The sequence below is a fragment of the Flavonifractor sp. HCP28S3_F3 genome, from assembly GCF_052065355.1.
In the GTDB taxonomy this organism is placed as follows: domain Bacteria; phylum Bacillota; class Clostridia; order Oscillospirales; family Oscillospiraceae; genus Flavonifractor.
This window is the reverse complement of record NZ_JBQHUF010000001.1, coordinates 219,707-240,492: the sequence shown is the minus strand read 5'-3', so window position 1 is coordinate 240,492 and position 20,786 is coordinate 219,707. Positions and strand designations below refer to the sequence as shown.

Below are 20,786 nucleotides of genomic sequence, written 5' to 3'. Positions count from 1 at the left end.
CCATGGAATGTCACGCTTATCTGCCCCGAAGTCCCTGGGCACGCTTCCGCCGGGACCGAAGGGCCATGTTTTGTCTCATCTTGCTCTGTGTAGAGCTGCTGCTGGTCTTTCTGCTGCCCCTTGTGCTTGGTCTGGAGCCCAACGTCAGCGACATGGAGGCCGGCTTCTGGGCTCCGCCTTCCCGGGAACACTGGCTGGGCACCGATGATGTGGGCCGGGATCTGCTGGCCCGGCTGCTGTGCGGCGGACAGGTCTCCCTGCTCATCGGCCTCTCCGCTGCCGCCATCAGCGCCGCGATAGGCGTTCCCTTGGGCCTGTTGGCGGGCTACCGCCGGGGCGCCTGGGAATTCTGGATCATGCGGCTGGCCGACGTGGTCCAGTCCTTCCCCAGCATCGTGCTGGTGCTCTGCCTGGTTGTTCTGGTGGGGCCCTCCGCACTGAATATCGTGCTGGTGCTGGGTCTGCTGGGCTGGACGGGCATCGCCCGGCTGGTCTACGGCAACACGCTCACTGTCCGGGATCAGGAATATATCGTGGCAGTGCGGGCCCTGGGGGCCAGCCGCTCCCTGATCCTTCGGCGCAACGTGCTCCCCAACGTGATCTCCCCGGTGTGGTGCTCCATTCCTCTGCGGGCAGGCCGGGCCATTCTGTCGGAGTCCAGCCTCAGCTTCCTGGGCGTTGGTATCCGCGCTCCTCAAGCATCCTGGGGCAGTCTCATTAAGGCCGCTTCCGACCTGACGGTGCTCACCGGACGGCCCTGGGCCTGGCTGCCTCCCGCCCTGTGCATCATCCTGACGGTGTTTTGTCTGGCAGGTATTGGGGACGGTCTGCGGGACGCTCTGGACACCCGGAGCCGGCTGCTGCCGGGCTCTGATGCTCATGACAAAAAAGCGCCGCGGATTTTTTCCTAAAATGTACATTTTCTCTTGTCATGTATAAAGTTGCAGTGTTATCATGGATATGACAACGAGAAAGGGGCTCCCGCACATGTCCAGAATCATTGACCTTGAACATAAAAGCCAATTTCGCATCCTGCTGCACCCCACCCGACAGGATATGGTACATCTGCTGCGCCTTGCCGGGCGGCCAATGACCGCCAACGCCGTGGCCAGGCGCATGAATCTCTCCCCCATCTCTGCTCAGGGACATCTGAAAAAGCTGGTGGATCTGGGTGTGGTGCTGATGGAGACCAGGCAGGGAAAAAACGGCGAGCCGCTGGTGCTTTACTCGCTGGATGACGTAGATATCCGGCTGCATCTTGGAAAAAAGGACACATTCCAGGGTGAGCGGGAAGCTATGGCCGCCAACCTGGTGGACGGCGTTTTCCGGGGTCTGGTCAACACCACACACCTGCACTCTGAGGAGGAGCTGGATCAGTATTGTCTGCTCCGTTTTGGCGCTCTCCATCTTTCCACAGAGGAGCGGCACGAGCTGGCCGAGATTGTTGCCGATTATCTGAACCAGCACGGCACACATACACCCGCCAATGCTGAGCACTGGGAATATGTCATCATGGCTTACCGTGCTCCTGAGGAACCAAAGAACTGACACAGCACGGCCCGCCGCAAAAGCGGCGGGCCGTGCTTGTTATTATTCTTTTCACAAAGATAGTGCTGGCAAATGGTGCAAAAGCCATGGATTTTTCCTATTGAATTCCTTCAGTGAACTCTTATAATATTCCGTGCAAAAAAATCTGGAAGGAGTTTTTATGGAAAAAGCCGTGAGCATCTCTGCGGAGCAGTCCCGCCGCTCCAGTCCAATTCTTTCCCTCACCTGGCCCATCTTTATCGAGCTGCTGCTGCAGCTGCTGGTGGGCAACGCCGATCAGATCATGGTGGGATGGTACGATCCCAATGGCGTAGGGGCTATCGGCAACGCCAACCAGATCACCAACCTGCTGCTTATCGTCTTTTCCGTGATCTGCACCGCATCCACGATCCTCATCGCCCAGTACCTGGGCGCCGAAGATACCAAACGGGTCAATGAAACTTATACTGTATCCCTGGTGGTCAACGGCGTATTCGGCCTGGCCATCGGCGGACTGCTGATCGCCCTGTGCGGTCCTATCTTCCAACTGATCAAGGTACCGGATGCGATTTTTGCAGAGACCTGCCTGTATATCCGCATCATCGGCGGCGGCATGGTGTTCCAGTCCATCTATCTCACCTTTACCGCCTTCTTCCGCAGCAGCCAGATGATGAAGGAAACCATGCTCATCTCGGTACTGATGAATCTGCTGAACATCGGCGGCAACGCCCTGCTTATCAACGGTGCCTTCGGCCTGCCCGCTCTGGGTATCGCGGGAGCCGCCCTCTCCAGCGACATCTCCCGAATCTTCGGTGTGGTGGTCATCGCGTTCCTGTTCCGGAAAAAGTTCGGACCGGTGATCACGCTGTCCCACCTGCGCCCCTTCCCTGCCGACCAGCTGCGGCGGCTGCTGCGTATCGGACTGCCTACCGGCGGTGAGGCTGTCTCCTACAACCTTTCCCAAATCTGCATCCAATCCATCTGCAATCGTTTCGCCCTCTTTGTCATCAACACCCGGGTATACGCCAATATGTTTGCTATGCTGACCTATATGTTTGCCTCCGCCATAGCCCAGGCCGCCCAGGTGGTAGTGGCCCGGCTTATGGGCGCCGAACGCATTGATGAGGTGGACCATCGTGTTAAAAACACCCTGGCAGCGGCAATCACAATTTCTACCCTGGTTTCCATCGTGCTGTTTTTCTTCAGTACTCCCCTGCTGCGCCTGTTTACCGGTGACGAAGCGGTATTGGCGTTGTTCCACACCATCATGCTCATTGAGATTCCTCTGGAAGCAGGCCGGGCGGTGAATATCGTTATGTGCCGCACTCTTCAGGCCTGCGGTGATGTGCGCTTTCCCATCACAATCTGTGTCATCAGCGCTTGGTTGACCGCTGTGGGCGGCGGTCTGCTGCTGTCCACAGCAGCCGGTCTGGGACTGGTGGGACTGTGGATCGCCATGGCCTGTGACGAGTGTCTCCGGGCGGCACTCTTTCTGCTGCGCTGGCATAGCCGGGCCTGGTGCCGCAAGCGTCTGCTTTCCATCTAATCACAAAAAATGGCTGTCGCCGTAAGCGACAGCCATTTTCTTATTTCTGACGGCGGCCAAAGAGCCGTGCCAGCAGACCAGTTTTCCGCTCCTGCACCGGCGGAGCCTGAACGGCGGCCAGCGCCTCCCGCTCCGCTTCCTCCATCAGGGCCGCCTGAGCGTCCACCGCCGGGGCGCCCTCCGGCCGCTCCACGCGGGTATAGGAACCGTCGGGCTGGAGTACCCGGGCCTTTACATTGTCCGAGCAGTAGAGTTCCACATAGTGGCGGATCTGGCGGCGGACTGCCGGGTCCAGCACCGGACAGGCGATCTCTACCCGTCGCTCGGTGTTTCGGGTCATCAGGTCCGCCGAGCCGATATAGAGCTTTGTCTCCTCCCCCACACCAAAGGCGTAGATTCGAGGGTGCTCCAAAAACCGGCCCACAATGGAAAATACTTTGATATGGTCGGTGAGCCCCGGTACACCGGGCCGCAGGCAACAAATGCCGCGGACATTCATCGTCACCGGCACCCCCGCCTGACTGGCCTCAGCCAGCTTGTCGATGAGCTTCCGGTCGGTCACCGAGTTGACCTTTACGAAAATCCTAGCAGGCTTGCCTTGCCGGGCCTTCTCAATCTCCCCATCCATCAGCTCCAGCAGCCTGTTCTTCAGACCGTTGGGGGCCACCAGCAGCTGGTGGTACTCTCCGTTCAGATTGGAGATGGCCATGTTCTGGAAGAAGGCCGTACCGTCGGCTCCGATGGCAGGACTGGCGGTCATCAGGCAGAAGTCGGTATACATCTTGGCGGTCTTCTCGTTGTAGTTGCCGGTACCGATCTGGGTAATGTACTGGATGTGTCCCTTCTCCCGGCGGGTGATGAGGCAGATCTTGGAGTGTACCTTATACTGCTCAAAGCCATAGAGGATGGTACACCCTGCCTCCTCCAGCCGCTGGGCCCAGGCGATGTTATTCTGCTCATCGAACCGAGCCCGCAGCTCCATAAGCACTGTCACATCCTTGCCGTTCTCGGCGGCAGCAGCCAGGTACTCCACCAGCTTTGCTGTGGAGGCCAGGCGGTAGATGGTGATCTTGATGGAAAGCACCGCCGGATCGTTGGCGGCCTCCCGAACCAGCTGGAGGAAGGGTTCCATACTCTGGTAGGGATAGAACATCAGCGCATCTCGCCGCAGAATCTGGGGAATCAGCTTCTCCCCCTTCACCAACCCGGCAGGCCACTGGGGTGTATAGGGCGGATAGCACAGGGCAGCAGCGCTCTCCTGGGGCAGCTTACCCTCCAGGGAGTAGACATAATTCATCATCAGCGGGCTCTTGGAGTGGAACACCTGCTCCGGCGTGAGGGCCAGCCGCTGGCACAGGTACTGCTGCAGTTCCGGAGAGGCACCCCCCTGGATCTCCAGCCGCACGGGAGCCAGACGGGCCCGCTTCTTCAAAATCTTCTGCATGTGAGCCCGGAAATCTTCGCCCACATCGTAATCCTCATCCTCGGGGCTGATGTCCGCATTGCGGGTTACCGAGATGATACATTTCTCCTCCACCTGGCAGTTCTCAAACAGCACGTCGGCAAAGGCCAGCACCACCTGCTCGGTGAGCAGGTACCGCAAGCCTCGCTCCTCCAGCCGAAGATAGGGCGGCAGATTCTTGGGAATCGGCACCAGACCGAAGCACCGCTTGCCCTCCATGCGCAGGGTGAGCGCGATGGTCAGGCTATTGGAGGGCAGGTGGGGAAAGGGATGATGGCTGTCCACCACCATGGGAGAAAGCACCGGCTGTACATAATCCCGGAACCACCGCTCCACCTGCTTGCGCTCCTTGCCGTCCAGCTCATCGGGAGACAGATTGCAGATATTGCAGGTGCGCAGCCGCTTTTCCAGTTGGGAAGTGATCTTATCCCGCTGTTTATAAAGGCCGGGCACCGTCTTGAAAATGGCCTGGAGCTGCTGGGTAGGGGTCAGACCGCTTTTACTGTCCACATGGGCCTGCTTGGACAGAGTCATGTCGGTAATAGAGCCCACTCGGATCATAAAAAACTCGTCCAGATTGCTGGTGAAGATGGCGGCAAATTTCAGCCGCTCAAACAGAGGCACGTTCTCGTCCCTGGCCTCCTCCAACACCCGCTCGTTGAACCGCAGCCAGGACAGCTCCCGTTCCTGGGTATAGCGGGTATCAATTTCCTTTGTCATGCTGATTGTTCACTCCCATTACACGGTTGAGCAGATATCCCTCCCGCACGCCGCAGGCGCTCACCGACACGGTCTCCACTCGGTAAACCCGCAGCACAGCGGTCAGGATGGCCAGGCCAGGCAGAATGGTGTGGACCCGGTCGGGCACGGAACGCAGGATCTGCCGCAGGGTATCCTGGTCCCCTTTTTTCAGATCTTTGTAGAGGGACTTGATTTCCTCCGCCGGTATGATCCGGTTATCCGGGTCTGCCCCAGACAGGTCATTGCACAGCTTGGCCGCAGCCCGGATGGTACCGCCCACGCCGGTGAGGTGACTGCACCGCAAGCCGGAAGTTCTGGCCTTCTCCAGCTCCTCTTCCACGTGGCTGCGGATGGCCTTCCGCTCCTCCTTGGTGGGGAACAGGCCGGAGACATGCCTGGTAAACAGGGACAGGGACCCCATGGGCAGAGAGCAGCCGGAGGTGATGACCCCGTCCCGGTAGGACACCAGCTCCGTGGAGCCGCCGCCGATGTCGGCCAGCAGCCCCTTGCCGGGAGCTCCGCCCCCTACCGTGGCCCCCTGGAAGGAGAAGGCCGCCTCCTCCGCACCGGAGAGCACCTCCACCTGGAGGCCAGTCACCGCCTGGATGGTCTCCAGAGCCTCCTCCGTGTTGACAATATTCCGCAGCGACGCAGTACCAAACACATACAGTTGGTCGATATTGAAGTTGGCCAGCAGGGCCTTGAAGCCCGCCAGCACACGACAGGCCACCAGGATGCCGCTGTCGGAGAGCACACCGTTTTTGATATAGCCCGCCAGCCCTGCCATTTCCTTCTTATTCATCAGGAGCTTGAAGCTCTGCCCCTCCCAATGGTAGATGGACAGGCGGATGGTATTGGAGCCCACGTCCACGATTCCGCATTTCATGGCTCCGTCCCCCTTTCTTGCACTTGGCTTAGTTTACGTTATTTTCCCCACAATAGCAATGGACTTTACAGAAGATTTACAGGGCCGCGCCAAACGGCGCGGCCCTGTCGTTTTCTCTCTCTGCTGTTACATAACGCCCTTGCGGACATTGACCACGAAGTCCTGCACGTTGGTGACGATGGTGCGCACCGACAGGCTGCCCCGGTCCCGCAGCTTGTTCACCGCGAACTCGGAGACGTCTACCGAGTAGAAGTACACCGGACGCACCACTCCGTCCACCACACGGTAGGAGGGAGTCATGTTGCCGGTAGCCACCGTGTGGAGGGTAGAGGCCATGCAGATGACGGTCGTGGCCTCCTTCACCAGATTACGCATGGCGTCCTGGCCCTCATACACGTTGCCGTACACCTCGGGCAGAGGGCCGTCATCACGGACAGAGCCCACCAGCACGAAAGGCACGTCGTGCTTGACGCACTCGTAGATGATGCCGTCCTTCACCTTACCGGAGTTGACAAAGGCGGCGGTGGAACCGCACAGCCGGACAGCGTTGATGGTGTCGATATGGTTATAGTGGCCGTTGGGCATGCTGCGCTGGGTATAGATGTCCTGGCCCAGAGCAGTGCGGAGATAGCCCGCCTCCAGGTCGTGGGTGGCAAGGGCGTTGCCTGCCAGCACACCGTGGACATAGCCCCCGCGCACCAGGGCGGCAAAGGCGTCCCGGGCGTCGTGGTCAAAGGCACAGGCAGGACCCATCACCCACAGGATACGGCCGTGCTCCTTCTCATACTGGAGCAGCTCATAGATGGAATCATAGTCCATGGAGTAGGCCGTCTCACGGGAGCGGCCCTGCCGGAAGGAAAAGGTCTCCTGCTCCCCCTTCTCCTCGTCAAAGCCATTGGCATAGATATAAATGCCCTGAGAACCGTCCTCTGTGCGGCCCACCGCCACCGGCTCACCCGCCTTTAGATTGCGGAACTCCACCACAGCGATCTTTCCGTCCCGCAGAGCGGCCACGCAGTCCATGCGGCTCTCCTCCGCCAGCAGCCAGGTCCCGTTGACCTTGAAATACTCCGGGAAAATACTGGTGGCATGGTACCCCTCCGGCGCCACACCGTCCATAGGAGCGGGCTGGAACACCACATCAGGCGCGTTCTTCAGCTGCGGCTGTTCAAAGTCAGGACCGTGATACTGAGGGAGAATGAAGCTCATGGTAAACAGGACCCCTTTCTATTTCTGTGTTCCTGATTATTGTACCACGGCAGCCCATAGAATGGCAATCGCTTTCCGGCTGCTAAATATTCTTTTTGATCTGATTGATGGCGTTTTTTTCCAATCTCGAAACCTGTGCCTGGGAGATACCTACCTCAGCCGACACCTCCATCTGGGTCTTGCCCTGGAAGAACCGCAGGGCAAGGATGTGCCGCTCCCGGTCGGTGAGCCGGGCCATGGCCTCCTTCAGAGCGATGTGCTCCAGCCAACTTTCGTCGGTGTTTTTGGAGTCCTTCACCTGGTCCATGACGCAGATGGTATCTCCCCCATGGTCGTATACCGGCTCGTAAAGGGACACCGGATCCAGTACCGCGTCCAGGGCAAACACCACATCCTCCCGCTTCAGCTCCAGCAGTTTGGCGATCTCGTCAATGCTGGGCTCCCGCTGGTGCTCGGACATGAACTTTTCCTTGACCTGAAGTACCCGGTAGGCCGTATCCCGCATGGACCGGGACACCCGCATGGTGGAGTTGTCCCGGAGATAACGGCGGATCTCCCCCACGATCATAGGCACGCCGTAGGTGGAAAAACGCACATCCATGTCGATATTGAAGTTATCAATGGCCTTGATCAGGCCAATGCACCCTACCTGAAACAGGTCGTCTACATTCTCCCCCCGGTTGGAGAACTTCTGGATCACTGAGAGTACCAGGCGCAGATTGCCGGCGATGAGCTGCTCCCGGGCCTCCATGTCCCCCTCCTTGGTGCGGCGGAGCAGCTCCATGGTCTCCTCATTTTTCAGCACCTTCAGCTTTGACGTGTTGACGCCGCAGATCTCTACCTTTCCCTGCACGGCTCTGCCCCCTTGCCTCGGAATCTGTGTTCAGTATTTCCGCGGCAGACCCTTTCATACGGCAGGGCCACGGGGTATATTTTTTATCGTCAGACCGCTTTCGATGGACTTCGTGGGTCCCCGTTGCTATTTGGTCTTATCTTGTTTATACTAAATGCAGGATTTGACCAGGTCAGTTGGGAGGACTGCGCATGCTTACACCGATCCTGGACGCCGGGGACCGCCGGCCGCTGTATGAACAGCTCTACCGCCATATCCGTGGAGAAATCGAGGCCGGCAGGCTGCGGCCGGGAACCCGGCTGCCTTCCAAGCGCTCCCTGGCCACTCACCTAAAAATAAGCGTGGTAACAGTAGAGGGCGCCTATGACCAGCTTCTGGCGGAGGGTTACCTCCGTTCCGAGGCTCGTCGGGGCTTTTTCGTTCAGGCCGGAGCCCAAGAGCCCCAGCCGCAGGAACGAGATCCTGCCCCCGACCTCCGGGAGCCGGTCCGCCCATCCTTCCGGTGGGATTTCTCCACCGGCGGCGTGGATACCGCTCTCTTCCCCTTCTCCACCTGGGCCAGACTCATGAGGGAGGTCTTATCGGAACAGGAGGATCGGCTGCTCTCCGCCCCCCATCCGCAGGGGGTACCGGAACTGCGGCAGGCCATCGCCGGACACCTCTACCGCTTCCGGGGCATCCGGGCCCACCCGGACCAGATCGTAGTGGGAGCCGGGTCGGAAACCCTTATCGCCCTGCTGGTACAGCTGCTGGGCCGGGAAGGAGCCTACGGTGTGGAGGATCCGGGCTACGGCAAGACCCACCGCATCCTCACCAGCTGCGGCGTCCGTGTGGAGCCCATTCCCCTGGACCGGCAGGGTCTGCGGGTGGACGAGCTGGATTCTCACCAGGTGCGGGTGGTCCACGTCACCCCCTCCCATCACTTTCCCCTGGGCATCATCATGCCCGCTCCCCGGCGGCAGGCCCTGCTGCGCTGGGCCGCAGAGGCGCCGGAGCGGTATATCATTGAGGACGATTACGACAGTGAGTTCCGCTTCTCCGGCAAACCCATCCCGGCCCTCCAGAGCCTGGACGGCAGCGGCCGGGTGATCTACCTGAACACCTTTGCCAAGACCCTGGCCCCCTCCCTGCGTGTGAGCTACATGGTGCTGCCTGCGGCTCTGGCAGAAAAATGGCGGCGGGAGTTCTGGTTTTATTCCTCCACCGTTCCCTCCTTTGAACAATACGCCCTGGCCCGGTTTATGGAGCGGGGCCACTTTGAGCGGCACCTTAACCGCACCCGTACCCGGTACAAAGCCCGGCGGGAAGCCCTGCTGGCCGCCGCCCGGAGCTCCGGACTGTTGGAAACTGGCTCCTTTGCCGGTGGGGACGCAGGGCTCCATCTGCTTCTGTGGATGGACAAGCGGTGGGACGAAACAGAGCTGGTGGACCGGGCCGCCCGGGCGGGAGTAGGGCTCTCTCCCCTGTCTGCATATGATCTGTCCCCCGCACCACCCGACCGGCCGCCCGCCCTTATTCTGGGATACACCCGCATTGCCGCCCAGGAGATGGCCCCCGCCCTTGAGCAGCTGAAAAAGGCCTGGGGCTTCTGAGCATAAAAATGCCGCCGCTGACACCTTTCCGGTATCAGCGGCGGCTGTTTTATTCCATCAACGAACTGCACAATAGGCTCCAATGGCCCGGAACTGACGGGTCACCGCCCCGCACAGCTCGTTGTAATATTTCAGATAGTCCTTTTTGGCCTGGCGTTCCTCCCGTAGCCGCGTCTGAAACGCCCTCCACTGGGTACAGCTCTTGTGGCAGCCCTCACAGTAGGCTGAACAGCTCTTTTGACAAGGAATCACAGAAAAAACCCCTTTCCCTTCAAACTGTTTTCAGAAACACGGCTGGTCTCCTGACTCACAGGATACCAGCTTCCCGGCGCGCTTTCCATCAAGATATGGTAAAGGACTGCTAAAATCTTGCACCAGTCCTCCCCTCTTTTCGCCATATTCCGACACATCATCCGTCCTATACTGGCACGGGAGGGGATAACATGAAGGGCATTTTGCGGCGGATCACCGTGTGCCTCACCCTGTTTTGTGCCAATCCCAGGGCGTTTCTGCGGGCTCTGGCCCGTCCTGACAGCTCACAGGGTCGGGAGCTGCGCCGCCTGCTTCGGAAAGGCTCCAAATAAAGGAATCTATTTCTGCAAGTTTTCTCTTGACATCCTGCATAAAACCGTCTATCATATCCCTGTTCAAGGACAGAGAGGTCCCGGATGACGTTCGGGGCCTCTCTGTCCCTTTTATTTGGGAAAGGAGTCCTCACTGTGACGAAATACATTTTTGTGACCGGCGGAGTGGTGTCCGGTCTTGGCAAGGGAATCACCGCCGCCTCTCTGGGTCGGCTGCTGAAGGCCCGGGGGTTAAAGGTGGCAGCCCAAAAGCTGGATCCCTACATCAACGTGGACCCGGGCACCATGAGCCCTTACCAGCACGGAGAGGTATTCGTCACCGAGGACGGGGCAGAGACCGACCTGGATCTGGGTCACTATGAGCGATTCATCGACGAAGATCTGAACCAGTTCTCCAACCTGACCACCGGCCGGGTGTATTCCAACGTCATTGCCAAGGAGCGGCGTGGAGAGTACCTGGGCGGCACGGTACAGACCATCCCGCACATCACCGATGAGATCAAGCGGTTCATCTACAGTGTGGGACAGAAGACCAATGCCGATGTGGTCATCACCGAGATCGGTGGCACTACCGGTGACATCGAAAGCCAGCCCTTCCTGGAGGCCATCCGCCAGGTAGGCCGGGAGGTAGGACGGGACAATGCCCTTTATATTCACGTCACACTGGTGCCCTACCTGCGGGCCTCCGGGGAGCACAAGTCCAAACCCACCCAGCACTCGGTGAAGGAGCTGCAGGGCTTCGGCATCTCCCCCGACATCATCGTGCTGCGGTGTGACGAGCCTATCCGTGACGAGAGTATTTTTCAAAAAATCTCCGGCTTTTGCGGCGTCAGCCGGGACTGCGTCATTGAAAACCTCACCCTGCCCAACCTGTATGAGGCGCCCCTCATGCTGGAGCAGGCCCACTTCTCCCAGGTGGTGTGCCGCCGGCTGGGCATCGACGCCCCCGCTCCTGACCTGAGCGAGTGGCAGGCTCTGGTGGAACGCATCCGACGGCAGGACCGGGCGGTGACCATCGCTCTGGTGGGTAAGTACGTCCAGCTCCACGACGCCTACCTTTCGGTAGCTGAGGCTCTGCGGCACGCCGGCTACGCGCTGGGGACCCGTGTGGACATCCGGTGGGTGGATTCTGAGACTATCACCCCCGAGACCTGCCAGCAGGTACTGGACGGGGCAGATGGTATCCTGGTACCCGGCGGCTTCGGCAGCCGGGGCATTGAGGGGATGATCCTGGCTGCCCGGTACGCCAGGGAGCACAAGGTACCCTATTTGGGCATCTGCCTGGGCATGCAGATCGCAGTCATCGAATTTGCCCGGGATATGGCCGGGCTGACAGGCGCCAACTCCGGGGAGTTTGACCCGGACTGCCCCTATAAAGTTATCGACTTCATGCCCGGCCAGAGCGACGAGATCGACAAGGGCGGCACGCTCCGGTTGGGCAGCTGGCCCTGCCAGACAGCTCCCGGCACTCTGTTGGAGCGGTGCTACGGTCAGCCTCTCATCCATGAGCGGCATCGCCACCGCTACGAGTTCAGCAACGACTACCGCCAGGGCCTGGAGGAGGCCGGTCTGACACTCAGCGGCACTTCCCCCGACGGCCGTCTGGTGGAGGCAGTGGAACTAAAGGACCACCCCTTCTTCCTGGGCGTCCAGTTCCATCCGGAATTTAAGAGCCGCCCCAACCGCGCCCATCCCATCTTCCACGGCTTTGTGAGCGCCGCTCTGGCACAAAAATAATTGTTCGGAACCGGTTGGAAACACAGCAGCCTGCCTGAAAAGGCAGGCTGCTTTTCTATACCCGCCCGCCTTGACGCATCACCGGTAAAAACGCTATAATAAAACAAAAAATCCAGCTGTCGGAAGGAGGAACTGCCGATGTCGGGCGTGCGTCTGGAGCATGTGGTGCGGGAATATGTGATGGGTAAAAATACCATCCGCGCAGTAGACGACGTGAGCTTTGACATCCCGGAGGGTAAGTATACCATTATCCTGGGCGCCAGCGGCGCCGGCAAGTCCACGGTACTCAACATCCTGGGCGGCATGGACTCCCCCACCGGCGGCAAGGTCTTCGTCAACGACAAGGAGATCTCCAGCTTCAACAAAAAGCAGCTCACCCAGTACCGGCGGGAGAGTATCGGCTTTGTCTTTCAGTTCTATAACCTGATGCCTAGCCTGACGGTGCTGGAAAATGTGGAGCTGGCCAGCCAGATCTGCAAGAATCCCTTAGACGCCAGAGAAGTGCTGGACATGGTGGGTCTGGGGGATCGGGCGGGCAACTTCCCTGCCCAGTGCTCCGGCGGCGAACAGCAGCGGGGGGCCATCGCCCGGGCTTTGGCCAAGAATCCCGACGTGCTGCTGTGCGATGAGCCTACCGGCGCTCTGGATTACGTGACGGGCAAGTCCATTCTGGCCCTGCTGTACGACCTGTGCAAGAAAAGCAAAAAGACGGTGGTGGTGGTCACTCACAATGGAGCCCTGGCCCCTACCGCCGATATCGTCATCCGCATGAAGAGCGGTAAGATTGAGTCATTTACAGAAAATCCCAACCCGGTACCAGTACAGGAGCTGGAGTGGTAGCATGATCTGGAAAAATTTCTTCCGGGATCTGCGGCGCACCGCCTCCCGGCTTATCTCGGTGAGCATCATCACCATGATCGCCGTAGTGGTGTACACCGGCCTCAGCGGGATCATCTACAACGTGGACCGCATGATGGAGGACTACTACGACGCCCAGAATGTGGCTGACTACTGGATCACCGGCGTGGGACTGGACATGGCGGACTGCCGGGCGCTGGAAGGGCTGAATGGCGTCACCGGCGTACAGCCCCGGGTGGTGCTGGACGCGGAGGAACGCCATAACGGCGACATCACCCTGGCCCTCTACGGGGTGCCGGAGGATCAGTCCATCAACACACCCTATATAACTGAGGGCCGCCTGCCGGAAAACAGTCAGGAGATTTTCCTCAGCGACCAGTTTGCCGAGGCGCGTGGCCTGCGGGTTGGGGACTGGTATGAGATCACCCTCACCGGCCTGGAGGTCCACCTGCGGCTTCAGGTGTGTGGTCTGGGCAAGGACCCGGAGTGTCTGTATCTGGTCAACGCCACCACGCCTTCCCCCGATTATTCGCGCTACGGCTTCGCCTATGTGAAGGAAGAAGCCCTCAGCGATATCATGGGTTCCCACATCTACAATCAGATTTGCATCACCACCGCCGACGGTGTCTCCGCCGCTCAGATCCGCGCTGAGGTAGATGAGGTACTGAGCAGCAAAGTAGTCAATATCCTGGCTCTGGAGGACAACCAGCAGGCCTATTCCCTGATGGAGACCAAGAACAATCTGGTTCCCATCCTCACCTTCTTCCCCACTCTGTTTTTCCTGTGCGCGGTTTTGATGATGGTGAGCACCATGAACCGCCTCATCGAAAGTGCCCGAATGGATATCGGCACTTTCAAGGCTCTGGGCTACTCTGACCGGACTATTTTGTTCTACTATCTGCTCCATGCCCTGCTGGTAGTCATCGTCGGCTTCCCGCCGGGGGCGCTGCTGAGCAAATACATTTCCGCCCTCATCGTCTGGACCATTGCTACCGGGTGTGACCTGCCCCCTGTCGCCATCGTCCACGACTTTGACGCCTGGGGTCAGGCCCTGGGCCTCACCGCCCTGTGCTGCATCGGCAGCGCCTGGCTGGTAGCCCGTTCCCTGCTGAAGGAATCCCCCGCCCAGTGCATGCGGCCCAAGGCCCCCAAGAGCGGCGGCTCCCTCATGCTGGAGCACATCCGGCCCCTGTGGCGGCGGCTGGGCTTCAACCAAAAATACATCCTGCGCAACACCTTCCGCAACAAGGTGCGCATGCTCACCTGCGTGGTGGGCATCGCCTTCTGCATGGCCCTGGTGTTCATGGCCTTCGCCATCAAAGACTCTATGGACACCTATTCAGATGCTCTGGCCCAAAACCAGAACAGCTACGATGTAATGGCCGATCTGAACACATCGGTGACGGAGAGCCAGTACAGCCGCCTGATTTCCTCCCCCGGCGTTACTGGCGCGGAGCTGGAGATGACCACTACCTGCTGGCTGTACAGTGAAGACCAGCGTGCCACCACTACCCTGACGGTGGCGGAAGACACGGTCTCCCTCCACCTGTACGACCCCTATGCACAGGCTCCTCTGGCCCTGCCGGAGGACGGTCTGGTGCTGGAAAAACAGCTGGCAGATGACCTGGGACTGGAAGAGGGGGACACCGTCACCCTCCGCTTCACCGGTGAGAGCGGCTATGTCACCCTGACCGTGGCGGAGGTCAACCGCTGTGTCAGCGGCGCTTATGTCAGCCGCAGCATCTGGCGGAGCTTGGGCCGGGCCTACACCCCTACTGCCGCTTACCTGACCGCCGATGATGTCGTCATGCTGGAGACCCAGCTGGACGGTTACGACTTTGTGGATGGCTGGCAGAGCCGTGAGACGGTCACCGCCGCGGTGGTGGAGAAGATGGAAAACACCTCCATGGTAGTTTACATTCTCATTGTCTTCGGCGGCGGACTGGCCTGTATCGTTATCTATAACCTTGGTATCATGAGCTTTTTTGAACAGATCCGCAGCCTTGCCACCCTGATGGTGTTGGGCTTTTATGAGGGAGAGATCAAATATCTCCAGCTCAGCGAAAACCTGATCTTTGCTGCGGTAGGCATCTTGCTGGGTATCCCGCTGGGGATCGGGCTGGATCGGTTTCTGATTCTCTCCATCACCTCTATGCCATTGGAGGTCGTCATCACAGGCAAAGCCATTGCCCTGTCCTGCGGCGTGACCATGCTGTTCGCCCTGGCGGTCAATGTGGTCATCGGGCGGAAAATGCGGGAGATCGACATGCTGGGCGCTCTGAAGAGCGTAGAATAAGGTCCTTTTGATACAAACGAGGTGGTTCTGATGCGTGAGCGCAAAAAATATACCAGCAGGGCGCTGGCCTGTCTGCTGAGCCTGACCTTGCTGGCCGGATGTTCCAACGGGGACGATCAGGTGCAGGAGACTGTTTTTCCGGATGTGGGACCGGTAGAGAACACGGTGGAGGACACCGGTACCGTCACCTATCGGGATAATTACAGCATCGTCCCCCAGGTCAGCGGCACGGTGGTATCCTGCTCCATCAAGGAGGGCGATACCGTCACCGCAGGCCAGGAGCTGTATGTGATCGATGCAGGCGATCTGGAGGATCAGATCGAACAGGCGCAGCTCTCCCTGGACAGCGCCCAGGCCTCTCTGAGCCAGGCCCAGGCCGCTTGTGCTGACCTGACCGTCACCACCTACGCCTCGGGCACCATTACCGCCGTCAACGTACATGTGGGAGATTTCGTTTCCTCCGGCACACCCATTGCCCAGGTGGTGGACAGCCAGAACCTGAAGCTCACTGTCCCCTTTTTCACTGAAGACGCCGCCGGCTTCTCCGCAGGCGCCTCTGCCGTCATTTCCTTCCCCAATCGGGCAGAGACAGTGACCGGCACAGTGGAGCGGATCTATGACACCCCCAGCGCCATCTCCGGCGGCAGAACCGGCGTATACGTGGAGCTCTCCTTCCGGAATCCCGGCACTGTGCTCAGCGGAGACACCGCCTCTGCCAGCATAGGCGGCGTAGCCTGTATGGACACAGGCACAGTATCCAACGCTACGGAACAGTCTATCTATGCCTCCCAGTCCGGACAGGTAGAGACCCTGTCCATCGAGGTGGGTACCGCCGTCACCGCCGGACAGACGGTAATGACCATCAAAAACGACAGTCTCACCAACGCGGTGACCAATGCTACCCTGTCGGTGGAATCCGCCCGCACCTCCCTTTCCCAACTGGAAGATAAACGGAGTGACTACACTATCCTGGCTCCGGCGGATGGCGTGATCCTCACCCGCTCGGTAAAGAACGGCGATATGGCAGCGGCAGGTACACCCATGGCAGTTCTGGCCCAGCCGGAGGAGCTGTGCGTACACGCCGACATCAATGAGCAGTACATCGACCGGGTGTGGCCCGGTCAGCAGGTTCAGATCTCCTTTACTGACGACAGCGGCCAGCCCAGAAGCTACACCGGCACGGTGGAGCGCATCGACGACACTGGAATTACCTCCGGCGGCGTCACCGACTACACCGTGGAGATCTCCCTGGATGACACCACCGGCCTGCGGGACGGCATGAACGTTAACGTAGCCATCATCACCGAGCAGAAGGAGGACTGTCTGCGGGTTCCCTCACGAGCGGTGAGCGGCGGTAAGGTACAGGTCCTGCGAGATGGCAAGACCGAGGAGGTTGAGGTGGAGACCGGCATCTCCGGCGGCGGGTATACTGAAATTCTTCAGGGCTTGACTCAGGAGGACGAGGTCATCCTTCCCTAAGAAAATAAAAGCACCGGGGCACTGAAATAACAGTGTCCCGGTGTTTTTTATTGGGTGGCGATGACCCTCACTACCGCGTCGGTACCCAGGGTGCCGCTGTAATAAATCGTAAAAGTATCGGTATATGCCTTTGCCTGGGAGAGGGTGATCCAGGTGCTGTTGTCGGTGTTATAGACCTGTACGTCATCGCTGATGGGAACTCTGACCCCATCCACTACCACGGACTCCTCACGATCAAAGGAGGAACGGGCCACATCCTTGGACTGCGTCAAGGTAACCACCGACACCGCTTTCCCCTCACCGCTGACGGCAATGCCGCCCACGGCGCCGTCCCGGACGGTCTGGCCGGTAACATAGCTCTGGCTCGTGCCAGAGCTGTTCTCCACAGCCACGGTCGTGTTGGTATAGGTCAGGCTTCCGCTGCCGCCGCTTTGTTCCCCGACTTCCAGGATACCATAGGTATAGGCACTGCCGGTGACATCGTCCAGCAGCAGTACGTTTACCTCGCCGTTGGTATCGGTGGCATAGAAATCGATCTTGGAGGAGGAGACGGTACTGACCAGGATATCATCCAGGTCGATCTCCACCGCCACACTGTCTTTCACCCGCTCGTAGATCACTACGTTGTCCGCCAGCGGGATACTGCCCAGTGTGTTTTTAGTCAGATTCAGAGACAGTGAGACCTCGCTCTCCGCCGGAGTGACTGACAGCTTGCCCACGCCGGTAGAGGTGACTTTCACCAGTTCGCCGGTCTGAGCGGAACTACTGCTGATAGTGCCCTTGGCGGTCAGTCCACAGGAGAGAACCACTTCCCCATTGCCCAGTACGCCGTACTGGCTGACCTGCTGCTGGCTGTAGGAGACGGCGGAGATCACCTCTCCGGTGCCGTCAAGGGTGACGGTAATCCGGTCACCCACGCTGAACTGGCTCAGGCTGCTCTGGCCGCTGTCGGCCACCGGCAGCTCGATCCCCAGCAAGGTGATGGTATCGGGGGCTGAGGCGTTGGGGCTGACCGCCTCGTAATAGCCGCTGAGAGTCACACCTTCATAGGCCACTGCCTGGGAGGCGGTCACCAGATCCACGGTCCCCTTTTTGTTGTAGTAGAGGGTTACGCTGTTTCTGCCCTCCAGGTCATACCAACTGGAACCATAGGTGGTAAGGGTGTCATCCAGCAGGACGCTCACCGAGTTGGAAATGCTGTGGAAGCTGCCGGAGGCGTCGGTAATGCCGGTGGCCGACACGTCGGAAATCGTCACGGTACGGCTCACGGTATCATCGGGCAGGAAACCGCACACCTCTCCCGATTTGTCCAGCAGCAGGGTACCTCGTTCCCCTGTCAGGGCGGAGGACAGCTCCTCTGCCGGCTCGTAATAGCTCAGGCCCTGGCTGGTGCAGATCTGGACCAGGCCGGCAGTGCCGTCATCGGCCTCAGCGTCCACATCCAGCAGCACCGCGTCGGTAACCTTGGAGGCGCACAGCTTGTCGATGTAGTCGCCGCTCTCCTTGTCGGTCTGGGACAGCAGGCCATAGAGCAGCAGGGCCGCCTCGCCCCGGGTCAGTGCGTGGTCCGGATCGCTGGAGATCCCGTCCAGCAGGCCCAGCTTCTCGCCCATGCTCATATAGTCCTCCGGCCAGAAGGGTCCCACATCCTCGGTGGTATAGCCCAGCAGATGGAGAGCTACCGTCACCGCCTGACCCACCGTTACCGGATCATCGGGACCGAAGGTACCGTCCCCGTAGCCGGAGACCAGGCCCTCCTCATAGGCCAGGTTGATATAGGGGGCCGCCCAGTGGCTGCCGGACACATCGGAAAATAGGGTACGGTAGGCGCTGCCGGTCACCTGGTCGCCGTGGCCCTCCGCCAGCACCGCCAGCTTACAGAACTGGGCACGGGTCAGGCCGTCGGAGGGGTGGTAGGCTCCGTCGGAATAGCCGGAGACGATACCCAGGCTGTACAGCACCTCCACCGCTTCGGCGGTATCTCCACTGACATCGGTAAAGGCTGCCGCCGGAGCGGGCAGAGCCACCAGGGTCATGCAAAGCCCCACCGCCGTCAGCAGGGCGCAGATTTTTCGGTTCAATGGTACTTCCTCCTTCTGTTCAATCCGCCCGCAGGGCGTCCACCGGCTGGAGGTTGGAGGCCTTCACTGCCGGATAAATGCCGAACACAATGCCGATGATCACCGAGAAGCCAAAGGCACCCGCCGTTACCAGCGCGCCCGGCAGCAAAATCAGATCATACATAGCCTTACCCAGAACCAGGCTCAGGCCAAAGCCCAACAGGATGCCGATGACGCCGCCCATGCCGCTGAGGATAGCTGCCTCCACCAGGAACTGGCCTACGATCTCACCTCTGGGCGCACCGATGGACTTTTTGATGCCGATTTCCCGGGTGCGCTCGGTCACCGTCACCAGCATGATGTTCATGATACCGATACCGCCCACCAACAGAGCGATACCAGCGATGCCACCCAGCACCACACTCATGGAGGTCATCTCCTCCGTGGATTCCGTCATGGCGGAGTTCCCGTTCTCCAGTTCATACTCCCCCACGGTGGAGGAGATGGTATCTGCCAGGAAAAGCTCCAGGCTGGCCATCACACTGTCCATGTGGTCGGAGGTATCCACCTTCACTGTGAAAGAGGTGATGTAATCGGTCTCCAGAAGGGTACGGTCCAGGGAATAAGGGATCACCACCATATCATCCATGGAGCTCTCCGTGCCTCCGTCCTTCTGGTAGTAGACGCCCACCACGGTGAAGGGATTTCCGCCGATATAGACTGTCTCACCGATGGGATCGGCGTACTGGAACAGGCTGTCCGCCACGTAGGAGCCCAGTACGCACACCATGTTGCGCTGCTCAATGTCAAAGGCGTTGATGTCTCGGCCGTCCTCCAAGGTATAGTTGTTGCAGGCGGCGTACTGGTCGCTGCCGAAATATACCGTGGAGCTGTCCAAGGTGGTGGTGCGGTATTTCAAGGGCAGTGAGGTAGATACGTCAGGGCTGACACCCTCCACCATGTCGCCCAATTCTCCGTTGCCATAGTCGTACAAAGCATCCATCACGTCTACCGCCCGGCTGGTATCGTACCAGGCAATACTGACGTTGACCTTATTGACACCCAGCTTTTCGTAATAAGCGGTGATATCGGCGTTATAGCCTGAAACCAGAGCCACCAGCACCAGCACGGCCGTCACGCCGATGATGATACCCAGCATGGTAAGAAAGGAACGCCCCTTTTTCTCCCGAATGGAGTCCAGGGCCATCAAAAACGCATTCACGGCGCCACCGCCCGGGCCACAGGCAGGTCCACCAGCACCCCGTCCCACAGGCTGTCATGGACGATCTTTCCGTCCATGACACGAACGGTACGATTGGCTTGGGCGGCGATGCCGTTATCATGGGTGATCAGGATGACAGTCGTGCCCATCCGATTCATCTCGCGCATCAAGGCCAGCACCTGGGCGCCGGTTTTGGAGTCCAGTGCGCCGGTGGGCTCGTCGGCCATGAGGATGGGCGAGCGGGCGGCAATGGCACGGGCGATGGCCACCCGCTGCTGCTGTCCGCCGGAGAGCTGGCTGGGCCGGCAATCCGCCTTGGCAGCGATGTCCACCCGTTTCAGCGCCTCCATGGCCCGCTCCCGCCGCTGGGCCAGCGGCACCTTCTGGTACAACATGGGCAGGGCCACATTCTGCCATACGCTGAGGGAGGGAATCAAATTGTATCCCTGAAAAATGAAGGCAATCTTCCGGGAGCGGATCAGCTCCAATTCCCGGCGGCTGCGGCCACTGATGGGGGTTCCGTCCAGATAATATTCTCCGGCGGTAGGTACATCCAGACAGCCCAGAATGTTCATCATGGTGGACTTGCCGGAGCCGGAGGTGCCGATGATAGCCACAAACTCCCCCTGTTCAATCTCCAAAGTCACTCCATCCAGGGCGTTGACCTGGTTTTCCTGGCCTTCACCGTAAATTTTATAGACATTGTCCAGTCGGATCAAACTCATATGGTACCT

The 20,786-nt window shown here is 59.5% G+C and carries 17 protein-coding genes; 9 read left to right on the top strand and 8 right to left on the bottom strand.

The window, feature by feature from the left end; translation table 11 throughout:
- The first annotated feature begins 2 nt into the window (after nucleotides 1-2).
- The 3 genes from ACTNB1_RS01220 to ACTNB1_RS01210 all read left to right on the top strand — a co-directional run bounded on the left by ACTNB1_RS01220 (nucleotide 3) and on the right by ACTNB1_RS01210 (nucleotide 3,073).
- Nucleotides 3-911, top strand: coding sequence for an ABC transporter permease (locus tag ACTNB1_RS01220; protein ID WP_441167460.1), 909 nt, complete (start codon nucleotides 3-5; stop codon nucleotides 909-911).
- Between the two features lie 76 nt (nucleotides 912-987).
- Nucleotides 988-1,548: an ArsR/SmtB family transcription factor gene (locus tag ACTNB1_RS01215; protein WP_441167459.1), complete on the top strand. Its 561-nt coding sequence runs from the start codon at nucleotides 988-990 to the stop codon at nucleotides 1,546-1,548.
- Between the two features lie 160 nt (nucleotides 1,549-1,708).
- Entirely contained in the window at nucleotides 1,709-3,073 is a 1,365-nt protein-coding gene (locus ACTNB1_RS01210) for an MATE family efflux transporter (protein ID WP_441167458.1), read from the top strand.
- A 40-nt stretch (nucleotides 3,074-3,113) separates the two neighbouring features.
- Here ACTNB1_RS01210 and ppk1 read toward each other — a convergent pair whose 3' ends face one another.
- The 4 genes from ppk1 to sigG all read right to left on the bottom strand — a co-directional run bounded on the left by ppk1 (nucleotide 3,114) and on the right by sigG (nucleotide 8,224).
- Nucleotides 3,114-5,255 carry a polyphosphate kinase 1 gene (gene ppk1, locus ACTNB1_RS01205; protein ID WP_441167457.1) on the bottom strand — a complete coding sequence of 714 codons (2,142 nt, stop codon included), beginning with the start codon at nucleotides 5,253-5,255 and terminating at the stop codon, nucleotides 3,114-3,116.
- Entirely contained in the window at nucleotides 5,239-6,162 is a 924-nt protein-coding gene (locus ACTNB1_RS01200) for a Ppx/GppA phosphatase family protein (RefSeq protein ID WP_441167456.1), read from the bottom strand. Before ACTNB1_RS01200 ends, ppk1 begins: the two co-directional genes overlap by 17 nt.
- A 126-nt stretch (nucleotides 6,163-6,288) precedes the next feature.
- Nucleotides 6,289-7,371 carry an ornithine cyclodeaminase family domain gene (locus ACTNB1_RS01195; RefSeq protein ID WP_441167455.1) on the bottom strand — a complete coding sequence of 361 codons (1,083 nt, stop codon included), beginning with the start codon at nucleotides 7,369-7,371 and terminating at the stop codon, nucleotides 6,289-6,291.
- A gap of 82 nt (nucleotides 7,372-7,453) precedes the next feature.
- Nucleotides 7,454-8,224 (bottom strand): RNA polymerase sporulation sigma factor SigG, encoded by a 771-nt coding sequence (sigG, locus tag ACTNB1_RS01190; protein ID WP_441167454.1) that lies wholly within the window; start codon nucleotides 8,222-8,224, stop codon nucleotides 7,454-7,456.
- A gap of 191 nt (nucleotides 8,225-8,415) precedes the next feature.
- Here sigG and pdxR point away from each other — a divergent pair, with 191 nt between their 5' ends.
- Nucleotides 8,416-9,816, top strand: coding sequence for a MocR-like pyridoxine biosynthesis transcription factor PdxR (pdxR, locus tag ACTNB1_RS01185; protein WP_441167453.1), 1,401 nt, complete (start codon nucleotides 8,416-8,418; stop codon nucleotides 9,814-9,816).
- Nucleotides 9,817-9,873: 57 nt separating this feature from the next.
- Here pdxR and ACTNB1_RS01180 read toward each other — a convergent pair whose 3' ends face one another.
- Nucleotides 9,874-10,068 carry a hypothetical protein gene (locus tag ACTNB1_RS01180; RefSeq protein ID WP_441167452.1) on the bottom strand — a complete coding sequence of 65 codons (195 nt, stop codon included), beginning with the start codon at nucleotides 10,066-10,068 and terminating at the stop codon, nucleotides 9,874-9,876.
- A gap of 191 nt (nucleotides 10,069-10,259) precedes the next feature.
- On the opposite strand from ACTNB1_RS01180, the gene ACTNB1_RS01175 reads away from it, so the two are divergent.
- From ACTNB1_RS01175 to ACTNB1_RS01155, 5 genes are all read left to right on the top strand, one after another.
- Nucleotides 10,260-10,400 carry a hypothetical protein gene (locus tag ACTNB1_RS01175; protein ID WP_441167451.1) on the top strand — a complete coding sequence of 47 codons (141 nt, stop codon included), beginning with the start codon at nucleotides 10,260-10,262 and terminating at the stop codon, nucleotides 10,398-10,400.
- Nucleotides 10,401-10,535: 135 nt separating this feature from the next.
- Nucleotides 10,536-12,137: a CTP synthase gene (locus ACTNB1_RS01170; protein ID WP_441167450.1), complete on the top strand. Its 1,602-nt coding sequence runs from the start codon at nucleotides 10,536-10,538 to the stop codon at nucleotides 12,135-12,137.
- Between the two features lie 138 nt (nucleotides 12,138-12,275).
- Nucleotides 12,276-12,977 carry an ABC transporter ATP-binding protein gene (locus ACTNB1_RS01165; RefSeq protein WP_441167449.1) on the top strand — a complete coding sequence of 234 codons (702 nt, stop codon included), beginning with the start codon at nucleotides 12,276-12,278 and terminating at the stop codon, nucleotides 12,975-12,977.
- Nucleotide 12,978: 1 nt separating this feature from the next.
- Nucleotides 12,979-15,291 carry an ABC transporter permease gene (locus tag ACTNB1_RS01160; protein ID WP_441167448.1) on the top strand — a complete coding sequence of 771 codons (2,313 nt, stop codon included), beginning with the start codon at nucleotides 12,979-12,981 and terminating at the stop codon, nucleotides 15,289-15,291.
- Nucleotides 15,292-15,321: 30 nt separating this feature from the next.
- Nucleotides 15,322-16,770 carry an efflux RND transporter periplasmic adaptor subunit gene (locus ACTNB1_RS01155; protein ID WP_441167447.1) on the top strand — a complete coding sequence of 483 codons (1,449 nt, stop codon included), beginning with the start codon at nucleotides 15,322-15,324 and terminating at the stop codon, nucleotides 16,768-16,770.
- 47 nt (nucleotides 16,771-16,817) lie between these two features.
- Here the strand turns inward: ACTNB1_RS01155 and ACTNB1_RS01150 are convergent, their stop codons facing one another.
- The 3 genes from ACTNB1_RS01150 to ACTNB1_RS01140 are packed head-to-tail and all read right to left on the bottom strand — an operon-like array spanning nucleotide 16,818 to nucleotide 20,777.
- Complete coding sequence (locus tag ACTNB1_RS01150; RefSeq protein ID WP_441167446.1) at nucleotides 16,818-18,851, bottom strand: S-layer homology domain-containing protein; 2,034 nt, start codon at nucleotides 18,849-18,851, stop codon at nucleotides 16,818-16,820.
- Between the two features lie 19 nt (nucleotides 18,852-18,870).
- The gene (locus ACTNB1_RS01145) at nucleotides 18,871-20,052 is read right to left on the bottom strand and encodes an ABC transporter permease (protein ID WP_441167445.1); all 1,182 of its coding nucleotides are present in this window, start codon (nucleotides 20,050-20,052) and stop codon (nucleotides 18,871-18,873) included.
- Complete coding sequence (locus ACTNB1_RS01140) at nucleotides 20,049-20,777, bottom strand: ABC transporter ATP-binding protein (protein WP_441167444.1); 729 nt, start codon at nucleotides 20,775-20,777, stop codon at nucleotides 20,049-20,051. The genes ACTNB1_RS01145 and ACTNB1_RS01140 overlap by 4 nt, the downstream gene beginning before the upstream one ends.
- Between the last annotated feature and the right edge of the window lie 9 nt (nucleotides 20,778-20,786).

Bases quoted from the DNA above. Each gene is read 5' to 3' on its own strand.
- ACTNB1_RS01220 (WP_441167460.1), top strand. From the start codon at position 3: ATGGAATGTCACGCTTATCTGCCCCGAAGTCCCTGGGCACGCTTCCGC.
- ACTNB1_RS01215 (WP_441167459.1), top strand. From the start codon at position 988: ATGTCCAGAATCATTGACCTTGAACATAAAAGCCAATTTCGCATCCTG.
- ACTNB1_RS01210 (WP_441167458.1), top strand. From the start codon at position 1,709: ATGGAAAAAGCCGTGAGCATCTCTGCGGAGCAGTCCCGCCGCTCCAGT.
- ppk1 (WP_441167457.1), bottom strand. From the start codon at position 5,255: ATGACAAAGGAAATTGATACCCGCTATACCCAGGAACGGGAGCTGTCC.
- ACTNB1_RS01200 (WP_441167456.1), bottom strand. From the start codon at position 6,162: ATGAAATGCGGAATCGTGGACGTGGGCTCCAATACCATCCGCCTGTCC.
- ACTNB1_RS01195 (WP_441167455.1), bottom strand. From the start codon at position 7,371: ATGAGCTTCATTCTCCCTCAGTATCACGGTCCTGACTTTGAACAGCCG.
- pdxR (WP_441167453.1), top strand. From the start codon at position 8,416: ATGCTTACACCGATCCTGGACGCCGGGGACCGCCGGCCGCTGTATGAA.
- ACTNB1_RS01175 (WP_441167451.1), top strand. From the start codon at position 10,260: ATGAAGGGCATTTTGCGGCGGATCACCGTGTGCCTCACCCTGTTTTGT.
- ACTNB1_RS01165 (WP_441167449.1), top strand. From the start codon at position 12,276: ATGTCGGGCGTGCGTCTGGAGCATGTGGTGCGGGAATATGTGATGGGT.
- ACTNB1_RS01160 (WP_441167448.1), top strand. From the start codon at position 12,979: ATGATCTGGAAAAATTTCTTCCGGGATCTGCGGCGCACCGCCTCCCGG.
- ACTNB1_RS01155 (WP_441167447.1), top strand. From the start codon at position 15,322: ATGCGTGAGCGCAAAAAATATACCAGCAGGGCGCTGGCCTGTCTGCTG.
- ACTNB1_RS01140 (WP_441167444.1), bottom strand. From the start codon at position 20,777: ATGAGTTTGATCCGACTGGACAATGTCTATAAAATTTACGGTGAAGGC.